At 68.6% G+C, this 15,078-nt stretch carries 13 protein-coding genes; 10 read left to right on the forward strand and 3 right to left on the reverse strand.

The window, feature by feature from the left end; all coding sequences use genetic code 11:
• Positions 1–5: 5 nt before the first annotated feature.
• Complete coding sequence (locus tag ACTJJ4_RS09265; RefSeq protein ID WP_440943060.1) at positions 6–1,385, forward strand: FAD-dependent oxidoreductase; 1,380 nt, start codon at positions 6–8, stop codon at positions 1,383–1,385.
• 57 nt (positions 1,386–1,442) lie between these two features.
• Entirely contained in the window at positions 1,443–2,429 is a 987-nt protein-coding gene (locus ACTJJ4_RS09270) for an alpha/beta hydrolase (protein ID WP_440943061.1), read from the forward strand.
• Between the two features lie 18 nt (positions 2,430–2,447).
• Here ACTJJ4_RS09270 and ACTJJ4_RS09275 read toward each other — a convergent pair whose 3' ends face one another.
• Complete coding sequence (locus ACTJJ4_RS09275) at positions 2,448–3,095, reverse strand: GntR family transcriptional regulator (RefSeq protein WP_440943062.1); 648 nt, start codon at positions 3,093–3,095, stop codon at positions 2,448–2,450.
• 146 nt (positions 3,096–3,241) lie between these two features.
• Positions 3,242–3,730 carry a YajQ family cyclic di-GMP-binding protein gene (locus ACTJJ4_RS09280; RefSeq protein ID WP_440943063.1) on the reverse strand — a complete coding sequence of 163 codons (489 nt, stop codon included), beginning with the start codon at positions 3,728–3,730 and terminating at the stop codon, positions 3,242–3,244.
• A gap of 190 nt (positions 3,731–3,920) precedes the next feature.
• Here ACTJJ4_RS09280 and ACTJJ4_RS09285 point away from each other — a divergent pair, with 190 nt between their 5' ends.
• The 7 genes from ACTJJ4_RS09285 (at position 3,921) to ACTJJ4_RS09315 (ending at position 11,469) form a co-directional block, all read left to right on the forward strand.
• On the forward strand, positions 3,921–5,159 hold the full coding sequence (locus ACTJJ4_RS09285; protein ID WP_440943064.1) for a sugar ABC transporter substrate-binding protein: 1,239 nt from the start codon (positions 3,921–3,923) through the stop codon (positions 5,157–5,159).
• A gap of 104 nt (positions 5,160–5,263) precedes the next feature.
• On the forward strand, positions 5,264–6,880 hold the full coding sequence (locus ACTJJ4_RS09290) for an ABC transporter permease subunit (RefSeq protein ID WP_440943065.1): 1,617 nt from the start codon (positions 5,264–5,266) through the stop codon (positions 6,878–6,880).
• Position 6,881: 1 nt separating this feature from the next.
• Positions 6,882–7,778 (forward strand): sugar ABC transporter permease, encoded by an 897-nt coding sequence (locus ACTJJ4_RS09295; RefSeq protein WP_440943066.1) that lies wholly within the window; start codon positions 6,882–6,884, stop codon positions 7,776–7,778.
• A 6-nt stretch (positions 7,779–7,784) separates the two neighbouring features.
• Entirely contained in the window at positions 7,785–9,677 is a 1,893-nt protein-coding gene (locus tag ACTJJ4_RS09300; RefSeq protein WP_440943067.1) for a glycoside hydrolase family 13 protein, read from the forward strand.
• 123 nt (positions 9,678–9,800) lie between these two features.
• On the forward strand, positions 9,801–10,133 hold the full coding sequence (locus ACTJJ4_RS09305) for a PadR family transcriptional regulator (RefSeq protein ID WP_440943068.1): 333 nt from the start codon (positions 9,801–9,803) through the stop codon (positions 10,131–10,133).
• On the forward strand, positions 10,130–10,810 hold the full coding sequence (locus ACTJJ4_RS09310) for an HAAS signaling domain-containing protein (RefSeq protein WP_440943069.1): 681 nt from the start codon (positions 10,130–10,132) through the stop codon (positions 10,808–10,810). Before ACTJJ4_RS09305 ends, ACTJJ4_RS09310 begins: the two co-directional genes overlap by 4 nt.
• Before the next feature lie 8 nt (positions 10,811–10,818).
• Positions 10,819–11,469, forward strand: a complete 651-nt coding sequence (locus tag ACTJJ4_RS09315; RefSeq protein ID WP_440943070.1) for an HAAS signaling domain-containing protein — start codon at positions 10,819–10,821, stop codon at positions 11,467–11,469.
• A 51-nt stretch (positions 11,470–11,520) separates the two neighbouring features.
• Here the strand turns inward: ACTJJ4_RS09315 and ACTJJ4_RS09320 are convergent, their stop codons facing one another.
• Positions 11,521–12,741, reverse strand: a complete 1,221-nt coding sequence (locus ACTJJ4_RS09320) for an ROK family transcriptional regulator (RefSeq protein WP_440943071.1) — start codon at positions 12,739–12,741, stop codon at positions 11,521–11,523.
• A gap of 174 nt (positions 12,742–12,915) precedes the next feature.
• Between ACTJJ4_RS09320 and ACTJJ4_RS09325 the strand changes: the two genes are divergently transcribed.
• Positions 12,916–15,078 (forward strand): chitosanase, encoded by a 2,163-nt coding sequence (locus ACTJJ4_RS09325; protein WP_440943072.1) that lies wholly within the window; start codon positions 12,916–12,918, stop codon positions 15,076–15,078.

A 15,078-nucleotide genomic window follows, 5' to 3' on the forward strand; every position in this document is an offset into this window, starting at 1 on the left:
CCCCATTGACGAAGCTCAAGCTGGCCATCGTCGGGGCGGGACCGGCGGGCATCTACGCCGCTGACATCCTGCTCAAGGCCGAGCGCAAGTTCGATGTCTCCATCGACCTCTTCGAGCAGCTCCCGGCGCCGTACGGCCTGGTCCGCTACGGCGTCGCGCCGGATCACCCGCGCATCAAGGGCATCATCAACGCGCTGCGCAACGTGATCGACCACGGCGACATGCGCCTGTTCGGCAACGTGCACTTCGGCACCGACATCACGCTCGAGGACCTCAAGCGCCACTACAACGCGGTCATCTTCGCGACAGGCGCGGTGCGCGACTCCGCCCTGGACATCCCCGGCATCGACGCGGCCCACTCCTTCGGCGCAGCCGAGTACGTGAGCTGGTTCGACGGGCATCCGGACGTCTCGCCGGAGTGGACCCTGGATGCCGAGTCGGTCGGCGTCATCGGCAACGGCAACGTCGCGCTGGACGTGGCGCGCATGCTCGCCAAGCACGCCGACGACCTGCTCGTCACCGAGATCCCCGACAACGTCTACCAGGGGCTGAAGGCGAGCCGGATCACCGACGTGCACGTCTTCGGCCGTCGCGGCCCGGCGCAGGTGAAGTTCACCCCGCTCGAGCTGCGCGAGCTCGGCGAGCTGCGCGATGTCGACATGGTCGTCTACGACGAGGACTTCCAGTACGACGAGGCCTCCCAGCAGGCGGTCGCCAGCAACAAGCAGGTCATGGTCATGGACCGGATCATGCAGTCCTGGCGCAAGCTCGACTCCGTGAACAACGCGGGAGGCACGGCATCCCGTCGTCTGCACCTGCACTTCTGGGCGCGCCCGGTCGAGGTCAAGAAGGACGAGGACGGCCGTGTCGCGGCCCTCGTCTACGAGCGCACCGAGTCGGACGGCGCCGGCGGCGCGGTCGGCACGGGCGAGCTCCGCGAGGTCCCCATGCAGGGGCTGTACCGCGCGATCGGCTACTTCGGCTCTCCGCTGGCCGGTGTGCCGTTCGACAAGAAGCACGGCGTCATCCCGAACCGCGAGGGCCAGGTGCTGGAGACCAAGTCCAACCAGCGGGTGCCCGGCATCTACACGACCGGCTGGATCAAGCGCGGTCCGGTCGGCCTGATCGGCCACACCAAGTCGGATGCCATGGAGACCGTGCAGCACCTGATCAACGACCAGGGCTCGTGGTGGCACCCCGAGGACCCGTCCGACGAGGCGATCCCCGCGCTGCTCGCCGAGCGCGGCGTCCAGTGGACCGACCTGGACGGGTGGCACCGCCTGGACGCGCACGAGATCGCCCTGGGCGAGGCCCACGAGAGTGCTCGCGAGCGCGTCAAGCTCGTGCCGCGCGACGAGATGGTCCGCGTCTCGCGCGGGGAGTGAGCGCTCCGCTGATCCGTGGGTTCGAAGCGCCGTCCGGCCGACCGATAGGTTGACCTCATGGGCGAGTGGGTTCCTGATGTGCTCGGCGACGAGTTCCAGCAGCTGACGCTGCCGCTGGAGCCGGATGCCGAGGGCGACGTGGTCGCGACGGTCGTGCGCGCACTGCCCGAGCCGCGACCGTGGTGGAGCCTCCGCGACCGGCGTCCGCTCGCGGACGTCGACGTGCTCTACGTGCACGGATGGTCGGACTACTTCTTCCAGAAGCGCCTGGCCCGGTTCTGGACCTCGCGGGGCGCGCGCTTCTTCGCCCTCGACCTGCGGAAGTACGGCCGCAGCCTGCGTCCCGGTCAGACTCCGGGGTTCATCACGGACCTCGCCGAGTATGACGCCGACATCGAGGCCGCGCTCGCGGCGCGAGGGGATGCAGCGGGGCGCCGCCTCGTGCTGCTCGGGCACTCCACAGGCGGGCTGACGCTCAGCCTGTGGGCGTCCCGGCATCCGGACGAGGTCGACGCCGTCATCCTCAACTCGCCCTGGCTGGAGTTCCAGCTCGGTGCAGCGCGCCCGGCGATCGCGCCGATGGTCGAGCTGCAGGCGCGGTGGTGGCCGAAGGATGCCGCGCCGCAGGTGGACCTGGGGTTCTACACGCGGGCGCAGAACGAGGTGGCCGATCCCGAGGATCCCATGGAGGTCGATCTGGCCTGGCGCCCGGAGCAGACCATGACCGTGCACGCCGCGTGGCTGCACGCGATCCTGCAGGGGCATCGGATGGTCTCGGCCGGCCTTCACATCGACGCCCCGATCTGCGTGCTGCTGTCGGCGCGCACGGCCGTGCCGCGGCGCTGGTCGGACGAGCTCACGCGGGCGGACAGCGTGCTGGTCGTCGACGACATCGCCCGCGCCGCCCTGCGGCTGGGCTCGTCGGTGACGGTCGAGCGCATCGACGGCGCGCTGCACGACGTGTTCCTGTCGCGCCACGAGGCTCGGGAGGACGCCTACGCCCGGCTGGAGCGCTGGGTCACCGGCTGGGTGGCGTCGCGCTGACCGAGCGGATGCCCTGGCTCACGCCACGTCGTAGATCACGCGGCAGGCCTGCTCCGCTGCATCCGCATCCCCATCGCGCAGCGCCCGGTCTAGCTCGCCGCAGGCGTCGAGCAGACGAGGCCTGTGCTCGGGGGTGATCGCGAAGCCGCGCAGCGCTCGGGCGAGGGCCATGGAGGCCTCGTCGACCAGCGACTGCTGTAGGGTGTTGCCGCTCCGGGCGGCGAGGTAGCCGATCACCTCGCGCCGCGCCTGCGAACAGGCGGCGGGGTCGTCGACGCTCGCCGCGATCCTCGCGATCATCGGCGAAAGCGTCTCATGGTCGGCCGCCGTCAGCCGCGAGCAGGACAGCCGCACGATGACGCCCGCCTGCAGACCGGCGAAGTCGTGCGACATCCGGATCGTCTCGGGCGTGAGGCGGCTGATCTCGGTGTACCTGCTGGGGTACATCGTGACCAGGCCGATGCGCTCCAGCCGCTGCAGCGCCTCCCGGACGGGCGTGCGCGACACCGACAGCTCGCGCGCCACGTCGGCGTCGCGGATGCGATCCCCGGGCGCGAGCTCGCCGGTGACGATGCGCTCGCCGATCAGGTGGAACACCCCCTCGGCCAGCAGTTGCTTCTTCGCCGTGCTCGCGGACCCCAGCCGCTGTTCTTCGTCGACGGACACCCCGATGACCCCCAGATTCCCCAATGACCCAGGGATTCCCCACGAATCCCGGGCGGAGCGTCCCCTAACGCCCCGCTGGGCCCCAGCCTAGCGGGTGCGCGGACGTCTGAGGAGAGGCGGGATGCCGGTATGACGGCGGCCGCGGGTCACCGGTAGTTGATGAACTGCAGGTCGATGTCGAGGTCGCTGCCCTTCAGGAGCGCGATCACGGACTGCAGGTCGTCGCGGCTCTTGGACTGCACGCGCAGTTCGTCGCCCTGGATCTGCGACTTCACGCCCTTCGGACCCTCGTCGCGGATGATCTTGCCGATCTTCTTGGCGTTCTCGCTGGAGATGCCGTCCTTCAGAGTCGAGGTCAGGCGGTACTCCCTGCCGCTGGCGACGGGGTCGCCGGACTCCAGGCTCTTCAGGGAGATGCCGCGCTTGATGAGCTTCGACTGGAACACGTCCAGCACCGCCTTCGCGCGCTCCTCGGAGTTCGCGACGATGACGATCTGCTCGCCGCTCCACGTGATCGAGGCGCCGGTGCCCTTGAAGTCGTAGCGCTGCTCGATCTCCTTGCGGGCCTGGTTGAGGGCGTTGTCCGCCTCCTGGTGATCCACCTTGGACACGATGTCGAATGAGCTGTCAGCCATGCCCGAAGTCTATCGAGGATGCCGTTTCATCGTCTGGTTGGAAGCGCTTTCAAGCTGTTGGAGTGCCCGACTTCCCGAGTAACAGGTTCATATCGACGATTCCTTCCATTGCGTTACCGTGTCCGAGCGATGCATACTGTAAGCGCTTGCAATCACGCAGGCCCCACTACATCGAGAGAGGCACCCACCAATGAAGGTGACCAAGAGGAGCATCGCGGCGTTCGGCGCGATCACTGTCCTGACCTCGCTGGCGCTCGCGGGCTGCTCGTCCGCGAACACGGGCGACAAGGGAGCGGACGGCGATTCCGCGAAGGCCGGCAAGCTGGTCGTCTGGGTCGACTCGGAGCGCGTCGACGCCGTCAAGGGCGCCGCGGAGGCGTACGAGAAGAAGACCGGTGTGAAGGTCCAGATCGTCGGCAAGAACGTCGACAACATCAAGGACGACTTCATCCAGCAGGTGCCGACCGGCAAGGGCCCCGACATCACCATGGGTGCGCACGACTGGCTCGGCGAGCTGTCCACCAACGGCGTCGTGGCTCCGCTCGAGCTCGGCGACGCGTCCAAGGACTACCTGCCCGTGGCACTGCAGGCCTCGACCTACGAGGGCAAGGTCTACATGCTCCCCTACGCGGTCGAGAACATCGCCGTGCTGCGCAACACCGCCATCGTTCCCGAGGCCGCCACGAGCTTCGACGACATGATCGCGAAGGGCAAGGCGGCCGGCCTCGACCAGCCGTTCGTGGTCGAGCAGGGCGCCGAGGGCAACCCCTACCACCTGTACCCGTTCCAGACCGCGTTCGGCGCCCCGGTCTTCGGCACCGACGCCCAGGGCTCCTACGACCCGACCAACCTGCAGCTGGGCAACGACGGCGGCATCGCCTTCGCGAACTGGCTGGCAGCGCAGGGCAAGGCCGGCACTCTGAACACCGACATCGACGGTGACATCGCCAAGCAGCAGTTCCTCGACGGCAAGGCCGCCTTCTGGCTGACCGGCCCCTGGAACGTCGGAGCGGCCACGGACGCGGGCATCAAGGTCGCCATCGACAAGATCCCCAGCCCCACCGACAAGGCAGCCTCCCCGTTCGCGGGCGTGAAGGGCTTCTTCGTCAGCTCCGAGTCCAAGAACAAGGTCGCCGCGAACGACTTCCTCGTGAACTACATCGGTACGTCCGATGTCCAGCTCGAGCTGTTCAAGGCCGGCAACGTGCTGCCCGCACTCACCGCAGCAGCCGACAAGGCGGCATCCGACCCCATCATCGCCGGCTTCCAGGCCGTCGGTGCCGATGCGGTGCCGATGCCCGCGATCCCCGCCATGGGCTCGGTCTGGCAGTTCTGGGGCGTCGCCGAGGCCGCGATCATCAAGGGCGCGGACCCGCAGGCCACGTGGGCCAAGCTGGCCGACGACGTCGCAGGCGCGATCAAGAAGTGATCGCGACCGATCGCGGCCGACCGGCCGCGGTCGAGTGAAGCAGTCCACCGCTGCCAGGACGGGGCACGTGCCCCGTCCTGGCAGCCGTGCACAAAGGGGTGAGGATGAGCCAGGCCACTGAGCTGGAGGCGCCGCAGGCGCCCCGCACGAGGAAGCAGCGCCAGGCTGCCGCGATCGCCGAGGCGGCGTCGGGGCACGTCGGCTGGATGCTGCTCAAGATCGGCCTTCTGGCGATCGTCGACGCGATCGCCCTGTATGCGGCGTTCGTGCTCTACACGGCATCCGAATGGGTCGTGCTGGGTGTCGTCGTGGTCGTGGCGATCCTGGTCAACTGGATCTACTTCTCCCGGCGACACGTCCCGGCGAAGTATCTGACGCCCGGCGTCATCTTCCTGATCCTGTTCCAGGTGTTCACGCTCCTGTACACCGGGTACATCGGGTTCACCAACTACGGCACCGGGCACAACGGCAGCAAGGACCAGGCCGTCGCATCGCTGATGCGCTCCGCCCAGGAGCGGGTGGCGGACTCGCCCACCTACGGCGTGACCGTCGTGGAGAAGCTCGGCGCACTGGGCCTGCTGGTCACCGATCCCGAGGACGGCGACGTCTGGGTCGGCACCGATGAGCAGCCGCTGCAGAAGGTGCAGGGCGCAGGCATGGACGGCGACAGGGCGGTCTCCGTCGACGGATGGACGAGCCTGTCCTTCGCCGACGTGATCTCCCGTTCCGACGAGGTGGAGAAGCTGTCGATCCCGTTCAGCGACGACCCCAACGACGGCACGATCCGCACGCCCGACGGACGCAGCGGTTACCGGTACGTGTCGACGCTCGAGTACGACACCGCGGCCGGGACCATGACCGACACCAAGACCGGCACCGTCTACCGCGACACCGGCGTCGGCGCGTTCACCGCCGAGAACGGCGAGCAGCTGCTTCCCGGCTGGCAGATCACGGTGGGCTTCGACAACTTCCTGCGGGCGGTGACGGATGCCTCGATCCGCGGGCCGCTGATCTCGGTGACGATCTGGACGTTCGTGTTCGCGCTGATCTCTGTGGCGTCCACGTTCTTCCTGGGGCTGCTGCTCGCCCTGGTGTTCAACAACACCCGGATGCGGTTCCGCAACGGCTACCGCATCCTGCTGATCCTGCCCTACGCGTTCCCGGCGTTCCTGTCGGCGCTGGTGTGGGCGGGCATGATGAACGAGAGCTTCGGCTTCCTCAACCAGGTCTTCTTCGGCGGAGCATCCATCCCCTGGCTGACCGACCCGACGCTGGCGAAGGTGTCGGTGCTGATCGTGAACCTGTGGCTGGGCTTCCCGTACATGTTCCTGGTGTGCATGGGCGCGCTGCAGGGCATCCCGTCCGACGTCAACGAGGCGGCCGAGATGGACGGCGCGAACCCCTGGCAGATCTTCCGCAGCATCAAGCTGCCCCTGCTGCTGGTCACCGTGGCGCCGCTGCTGATCTCGTCGTTCGCCTTCAACTTCAACAACTTCAACCTGATCTACATGCTCACCAACGGCGGCCCCCGCTTCGATGACGTGTCGATCCCCGTCGGGCACACCGACATCCTGATCTCCATGGTCTACAAGGTGGCGTTCACCGGTCAGACCCGCGACTACGGTCTGGCATCGGCGTTCACGATCCTGATCTTCATCGTCGTCGCGGCGATCTCGATCATCAGCTTCCGCAAGACCAAGGCCCTCGAGGAGCTGAACTGACATGAGCACCGCTTCCTCCGTCCGCGACCTGCGCCCCGCCCGCCGCTCGTTCGGCAAGTGGTTCGGCGACACCGGCTGGCGCCACGTCGTCGCGATCGTCGTCAGCGCGTTCGCGGTGTTCCCCCTGCTGTACGTGGTCTCCGCCTCGCTGAACCCCAAGGGCACGCTCACCGGGTCGAACCAGTTGTTCTCCGCCATCGGCATCGACAGCTACGTGCGCATCCTCACCGACCCGAAGAACCCGTACCCGATGTGGTTCTGGAACACCCTCGTCATCGCGACGGTGACCGGATTCGTGACGGTCTTCCTGGGCGCACTGGCCGCGTACGCGTTCTCGCGGATGCGGTTCACCGGACGCCGCGTGGGCCTCGTCACCATCGTGGTGGTGCAGATGTTCCCGCAGCTGCTGGCCGTGGTCGCGATCTTCCTGCTCATGTCGACGCTGGGGGACTGGTTCCCCGCGATCGGGCTGAACACGCACACAGGCTTGATCCTGATCTACCTCGGCGGCGCGCTGGGCGTGAACACCTACCTCATGTACGGCTTCTTCAACACGCTGCCGATGGAGCTCGACGAGGCCGCTCGCATCGACGGAGCCGGGCACGCCCGCATCTTCTTCACGATGATCCTGCCGCTGGTCGCGCCGATCCTCGCCGTGGTCGCCCTCCTGTCGTTCATCGGCACGGTCAACGAGTACGTCATCGCCAGCATCATGCTGATCGACCCCGACAAGCAGACGCTCGTGGTCGGACTGACCAAGCTCGTCGCCAACCCGCGCTATGCGGACTGGTCGGCGTTCTCCGCGGGCGCCGTTATGGCGGCCATCCCGGTGATGGTGCTGTTCCTGCTGCTGCAGAAGTACATCGTCGGCGGACTCACCGCGGGTGCGGTCAAGTAGGGCAGGATGCCTGTCATGACCCTCCCGCATCACGACGGCTCACCGCTCTTCGTCTCGGACGACGCCCCCGCGCTCGGCGACACGGTCTCCGTGCGACTGCGGGTGCCGGCGGGGTACGGTCCGCTGAGGGCGGTGCGCACCCGGTCCAACCCGGATCACGAGCCGGAGTGGACGGATGCCGTGCTGCTCGGCGCCGCCGACGGCTGGGACTGGTGGGAGGCGCCGATCCACGTGCGAAACCCTCGGCACGGCTACCGCTTCGTGCTGCTGCACGAGGACGGGCGGGTCGAATGGCTGAACCAGACCGGCATCCACACCGGCGAGACCCTGGACGCCGAGGACTTCGCGCTCGCGGCCACCCCCGCCCCGCCGGCATGGCTGCACGGCGCGGTGATGTACCAGGTGTTCCCGGACCGGTTCGCGCGGTCCGTGCAGGCCGATGAGCATCCCACCCCGGACTGGGCGATCCCGGCCTCCTGGGGTGACCCGGTCGACCCCGTCGTGCCGGGCCGGTCGAAGCAGTTCTACGGAGGAGACCTGCCGGGCGTCGTCGAGCACCTGGACCACCTGGTCGCGCTCGGCGTGGACCTGCTCTACCTGACTCCGGTGTTCCCCGCGGCGTCGAACCACCGCTACGACGCGTCCAGCTTCGACACGATCGACCCTCTGCTCGGCGGTGAGGACGCGTACGTCAGGCTGATCGAAGAGGCGCACGCCCGCGGCATCCGCGTGATCGGCGACCTGACCAGCAACCATTCCGGCGACCGGCACGAATGGTTCCAGCAGGCGCTCGGGCACCCCGGCGCCGAGACCGAGAGCTTCTACTACTTCACGGATGCCGGCAATACGGCCTACGAGTCGTGGCTGGGCACGCCGACGCTGCCGAAGTTCAACTGGGCCAGCGACGCGCTGCGCGAGCGGTTCATCACCGCCGAGGACTCGGTGGTCGCCAAGTGGCTGAAGCCGCCGTACTCGATCGACGGCTGGCGCATCGACGTGGCCAACATGACCGGTCGCCTGGGCGCTGTGGACCTGAACGCCGAGGTGCGGCAGCTGCTCGCGGAGACCGTGCGGGCCATCAACCCCGATGCGATCGTGCTGGGGGAGTCGACCAACGACGCGGCCACCGACCTGCAGGGCGACGGCTGGCACGGCGCCATGACCTACCCGGCGTTCACTCGCCCGCTCTGGGGCTGGCTGAGCGAGCCGACCGGTGCGCCGTACCTCACCTACGACGGCCAGCAGGTGACCGAGCCGTGGTTCTTCACGCAGCCGATCGGTGGCATCCCGCGCTACACGGCACGGGACTTCGCGGATGCCGTGACCCGTTTCACGGCGGGCATCCCGTGGCGGGTGCGGCTGGGGAACATGCAGCCGCTGGACACGCACGACACCGCGCGCTTCGCGACCAACGCGGCGCCCGGAACGATGCCGGTGGCGGTCGGGCTGTCGATGACCATGCCGGGCGTGCCGGTGATCTTCGCGGGCGACGAGTTCGGGCTCACCGGCGCCGACGGCGAGAGCAGCCGCACGCCGATGCCGTGGTCGCGGCAGCACGAGCCGGAGCTCGCCGAGGTGTTCGAGACCTACCGCTCGCTGGTCGGGCTGCGCCGTGCGCACCCCGTGCTGGGGACGGGCGGGATGCGCTGGCTGCACGTCGACGATGAGACGGTCGTGTTCGTGCGCGAGAGCGCCGAGGAGTGCGTGCTCGTGCTCGCGACCCGCGGGGGAGCGGACGTCGAGCTCGCGCCCGGCGCCCTGCCCGGTGCCGCGGATGCCGCAGAGCTGTACGGCGACGCGACGCTGGCGACGGCATCCGACGGCGCCGTCGCGCTCGCGGCCGAGGGTCCGGCGTTCGCCGCGTGGAGCCTGCCCGGCGTGCGGATGCCGCGCGCCTGACGCGCGTTCCGCTCCGGGTCGTCGGAGAGCTGCCTCTTCCTGAGCGGCTCGCTCCCGCCTGAGCGAGCCGCTCCCAGTCCGTCTGTGTTGTGCTGTCTTGTGACGCATGCTAGCTTGTGACGCATGACAGCGGACGTGGGAGCGCAGATGCGCAAGGGCGTGGTCGAGTACTGCGTGCTCGGCCTGCTCGCCCGCGAGCCGATGTACGGCTGGCAGCTCGCCGATGCGCTCACGGAGTCCGGGCTCATTGCCAGCATCGGCACCCTGTACCCGCTGCTCGGACGACTCCGCGACAACGGCTGGGTCACGACCTTCGACCAGCCGTCGGACTCCGGTCCGGTGCGGCGGTACTACCGGCTCACAGACGCGGGGGTCGCGCAGCTCGCGCTGTTCCGCACGCAGTGGCAGCCGTTCGCCCTGACCGTCTCACGCCTCGTGGGAGAGGAAACACGATGATGACCGCCACCTCCGACTACCTCGCCCGACTCGAAGTCGCGCTGCGCGACGTGCCTCACGGCCTCGCCGCGGAGATCCGCGATGGCATCACCGAGGAGCTGACGAGCTTGGAACCGGATGCTGCCGAGGCGCGCATCGCGCAGCTGGGCGATCCGACGGTGATCGCCCGGGAGGCTCTGGATGCCGGCGGGTACGCGCCGCCGGCAGTGCCGGTCGCCACACGTCCGGATGCGGTCGCATCGCCGGGATCCGTCCCGGTCTCCCGCAGTCGCGGCTTCGCCATCGCTGCGGCGCTCACCTTGAGCTTCGGAGGCTATCTCGTGCCCGTCGCGGGCTGGTTCGTGGGCGTGGCGCTCGTGCTGATGAGCTCGATGTGGCGCACCTGGGAGAAGCTGGTCGCCATCCTCGTCCCCGTGGTGCTCTTCGGCGGGCTGATGCTGTTCTCGTTCGCCGCCTTCACGACGACGGGCGCCGTCGAGGTGCATGAGGCATCCGGAACGGGCACTCCGCCGGAAGCGGAGAACCCGCTCGTCCCCAATCTGCTCGTGGGTCCGCACTTCCTCATCATCATCGCCGTCGCCGTGGTCGTCCCGGCATCCGGCCTCTGGCTGCTCTGGCGGATGCGCGGCCGCACGCCGCAGGAACCCTTCGGCCCGACCGTCTCTCGCCCCCTGTGAAGGGAAACATGATGATGACCGACACCTCCGACTACCTCGCTCGGCTCGATGCGGCGCTGCGGGACGTGCCGCACGGCATCGCCGCAGAGATCCGCGCCGGGATCACTGAGGAGCTCTCGACTCTGGATCCGGATGCCGCCGAGGCGCGCATCGCCCAGCTGGGCGATCCCGCCGTGATCGCTCGTGAGGCCATGGATGCCGGCGGCTTCGTGCCTCCAGCGCCCGCAGTCGCGGCCGCGCAGGCGCCTGCGGCCGACCAGGTGTCCGTCCCGGCGACGCGAACACGCGGCTTCGCCATCGCCGCGGCGCTCACGCTGAGCTTCGGAGGCTTCGTGATCCCGTTCGCGGGGTGGGTCGTCGGCGCGGTCCTGGTGGCCCTCAGCTCCCTGTGGCGCACCTGGGAGAAGGTCGTGGCGATCGTCGTCCCCCTGGTGCTGGGAGGCTTCTCCGTGCTGTCGAGCCTGACGATGTGGACCACGAGCGGCGAGGCGACGGGAGGGAGCATGAGCGGCGACGGCCTTCCGCCAGAGGTTCCCAACCCTCTGCTGCCCACCTGGTACGACGTGATCTGGTCCAGCGCGTGGGTGCTCGGACTGCTGGTCATCCCGCTGTCCGGCCTCTGGCTGCTCTGGCGGATGCGCGGCCGATCCGCATCCTGACCCCTCCACGGAGACGGACGCCCGGCGGACTCTCCGCCGGGCGTCCGTGCGTCAGTCGGAGGCGGGCTCGGCTGCGGGGGCGATCCGCTGCCCGCCGGTGATGGTCCGCAGCAGGTCGTCCTGCACGGCGGTGAGGGCCATGTGCGCGGCACCGGCGAGCACCGGTTCGTCGACGAGCTCGGACAGCAGCACAGGAGGCCGGGCGACGACGGTGGAGTGCAGGTGACGCTCGACCAGGCTGCGGAGCCGCTCGCCTCCTGCGACCGAGATGTCTCCGGCCAGCACGAACACGTCCGGATCGATGATCGCGACCACGGCTGACAGCCCGAGGGCGAGGCGTCGCGCGACCTCGTCGAGCGCGGCCTCGGCGTCGGGGGAGTCCGAGGATGCTGCGGCGCGCATGGCGTCGGCGGGCGTCGCGCTGTCGAATCCGCGCTCCGCGAGCACGCGCCCCAGTGCCGGGGCGCCGGCGAGGGCCTGCATGCCGCTGGCGCCGTGCTCGTTCTCGTCAGGTGGCACCGGAGCGCCGGGCAGGGGCAGGTCGGAGATCTCGCCCGCGCCGCCGGTGCGTCCGCGGAGCATCCTGCCGCCGAACATCAATCCCAGGCCGATGCCGTCCGAGACCCACAGCTCGGCGAAGCTGTCGCGGTCCACCGCCGCGCCTCGGGCGTGCTCGGCGATGGTCACGAGATTGACGTCGTTCTCGATGTCCACCGTCGTGCCGACGGCCTCCTGGAGCGTGGACGTGAGCGCCGCATCCTGCCAGCCGGGCAGATGGGCGGCGAACCGCAGCCGGTCGCAGGTGGGGTCGATCGCGCCCTGGATCCCGACGACGACGCGCTGCAGCCCGGCCGGTTCCACGTGCGTGCCTTCGCACGCACCCTGCAGCACGGCGAGCACCTGGGCGCCGGGATCGGATGCCTTCTGATCGGGTGTCGGGAGCACGTACTCGCCGATCCTCGCGCCGGTGAGATCCACGACGACGGCCGCGATGCGCTCCGGCGTCACGTCCACGGCTGCCGCGTGGGCGACCCCGCCGTCGACGCTGAACAGCTCCGCAGCCCGTCCGATCCCGCCGTCGCGGTTTCCGATGCTCTTGATGAGGCCGCTCTCGCGCAGCTGCGCCAGCAGGTGCGATGCAGTGGGCTTGGACACCGCCAGTGCGGTGGCGATCTCCGGCCTGCTCAGCGGGCCCCGGTCCAGCAGGAGCCGGAACGCCGCACGAGCGTTGATCGCGCGGACGACGCTGGTTCCGATCGGGCGAGTGGACACGGTTTCCTTCTGGGCGGGGGAGTGCTCGCACGCCGATGCGTGGGAGCGGTTACACGGATGCTATCCGTCGGCGAACGGAACCCTTCGTCTGGAAAACGGTTGCCATCGGGATCCGTGTCGGGTATAACTCATCGTAAAGGTGTTTTCCGAACTACGAGCGATACCGGAGGAATCATGCGTCAACGGAGACCACTGATCGCGCTGCTTGCGGCCGCGGTCATCATCCCCCTCAGCGGACTGGCGGTGGGGGCCGCTCAGGCGGACGAGTTGAGTTCGCTGCGCGACCCCGTGAAGAGGGAGATCGCGCAGGAGATCATCACGTCCGCGGAGAACTCGGTGCTGGATTGGTACAACCGGTACGGGTACATCGAGGACATCGGTGACGGCCGTGGGTACACCGGCGGGATCATCGGTTTCACCTCGGGCACGAGCGACATGCTGGAGCTGGTCGAGCGGTACACCGCCAAGTATCCGAGCAATCCGCTCGCCAAGTACCTGCCGGCGCTGCGTTCCGTGGACGGCAGTGATTCGCATGCCGGTCTGGGGAGTGCGTTCGTGGCCGCATGGGAGGCGGAGGGCGACGTGCCTGCGTTCCAGCGGGCGCAGCGGGATCTGACGCGGGAGTGGTACTTCGAGCCGTCGGTCGACCTGGCGCTGGAGGATCACCTCAACGCGCTGGGACAGTTCGCGTACTACGACGCGGCCGTCGTGCACGGGTTCGACGGCATGGAGGACATCCGTGCAGCGGCCAAGGCGAGGGCGACGACTCCTGCCAAGGGCGGGAATGAGACGACCTACCTCAACGCGTTCCTGGACGAGCGCGTCAAGGAGATGAAGAAGGAGGAGGCGCACGAGGACGTCTCGCGGATCGAGAACGCCCAGCGAGTATGGCTCAAGGCGGGGAACCTGGATCTCGACACCCCCTTGAAGTGGTCGGTGTACGGCGACCCGTTCTCCATCCCCAGTGATCCGACGCCGCGCTGGCCGTTGAGCGAGATCGGCGACGGCACCGGAACGACTCCGACTCCGACTCCGACTCCGACTCCGACTCCGACGTCCGGAGTGCCGGGGACGGTGACGCTCATCTCGCAGGGTCGGCCGACGGCGACGTCGTCGACGGAGGGTGCGGGCTTCGAGGGGGCGAAGGCGGTCGACGCGGATGCGACGACGTCGCGCTGGGCGAGTGAGGAGGGTGTGGATCCGCAGTGGATCCGCGTCGATCTGGGTGCGGGTGCGACGGTGTCGAAGGTGGTGCTGAAGTGGGAGGCCGCCTACGCGACCAAGTACCGCGTCGAGATCTCTCCGGACGGGACATCCTGGTCGACCCTCGCCACGGAATCGGCTGGCAACGGCGGCACCGACGAGTTCACCGCCCTGACCGGCACCGGCCGCTACCTGCGCGTCTACGGCACCGCCCGCGGTACCAGCTACGGCTACTCCCTCTACGATCTGAAGGTGTACGGCACCGCGGGAACCGACGGCGGCGACCCGGGCGGCAATCCCGGCTCCGGCGCGTTCACGGTCGCGGCTGCCGGCGACATCGCCGGCCAGTGCTCCACGCCCGATGAGGACACGTGCGCGCACTTCCTCACCGCCGACCTGGCGCAGTCCATGGACCCCGAGTTCTACATCACGCTCGGCGACAACCAGTACGACGACGGCCACTTGTCCGACTTCCAGAACTACTACTCCAAGTCCTGGGGCGTCTTCAAGGACAAGACGCACCCGGTTCCGGGAAACCACGAGAAGTACGACAACGACTACGACGAGGACACCGACCGCGGAGACGAGCAGGCCTATCGCCAGTACTTCGGCGCCCAGGCCACGCCCCAGGGCAAGAGCTGGTACAGCTACGACCAGGGCAACTGGCACTTCATCGCGCTGAACTCGAACCTCTTCTACGACGACGAGCAGATGGACTGGCTCGACGCCGACCTCGCCGCCAACACCAAGCCGTGCACGGTGGCCTACTTCCACGACCCGCTGTTCACATCGGGGGAGCACGGCAACCAGATGAGCAGCAAGCCGGTGTGGACCAAGCTCGAGGCGGCCGGCACCGAGCTCGTGCTGAACGGGCACGACCACCACTACGAGCGCTTCGCACCGCAGACGTCGGCGGGCGCGGCATCCGACACGGGCATCGTCGAGATCATCGCGGGGCTCGGTGGCGTCAACCTCCGAGACATCGAGGACACGCCCCAGAAGAACAGCCTCTTCCGGTACAACTCCGACTACGGCGTGCTGAAGCTGAACCTGACCGACGACTCGTTCACGACCCAGTTCGTCACGATCGACGGCCAGGTGCAGGACACCAGCCCGACGTACAGCTGCCACTGA

The sequence above is a fragment of the Microbacterium sp. 22195 genome, assembly GCF_052056515.1.
Lineage (GTDB): Bacteria > Actinomycetota > Actinomycetes > Actinomycetales > Microbacteriaceae > Microbacterium.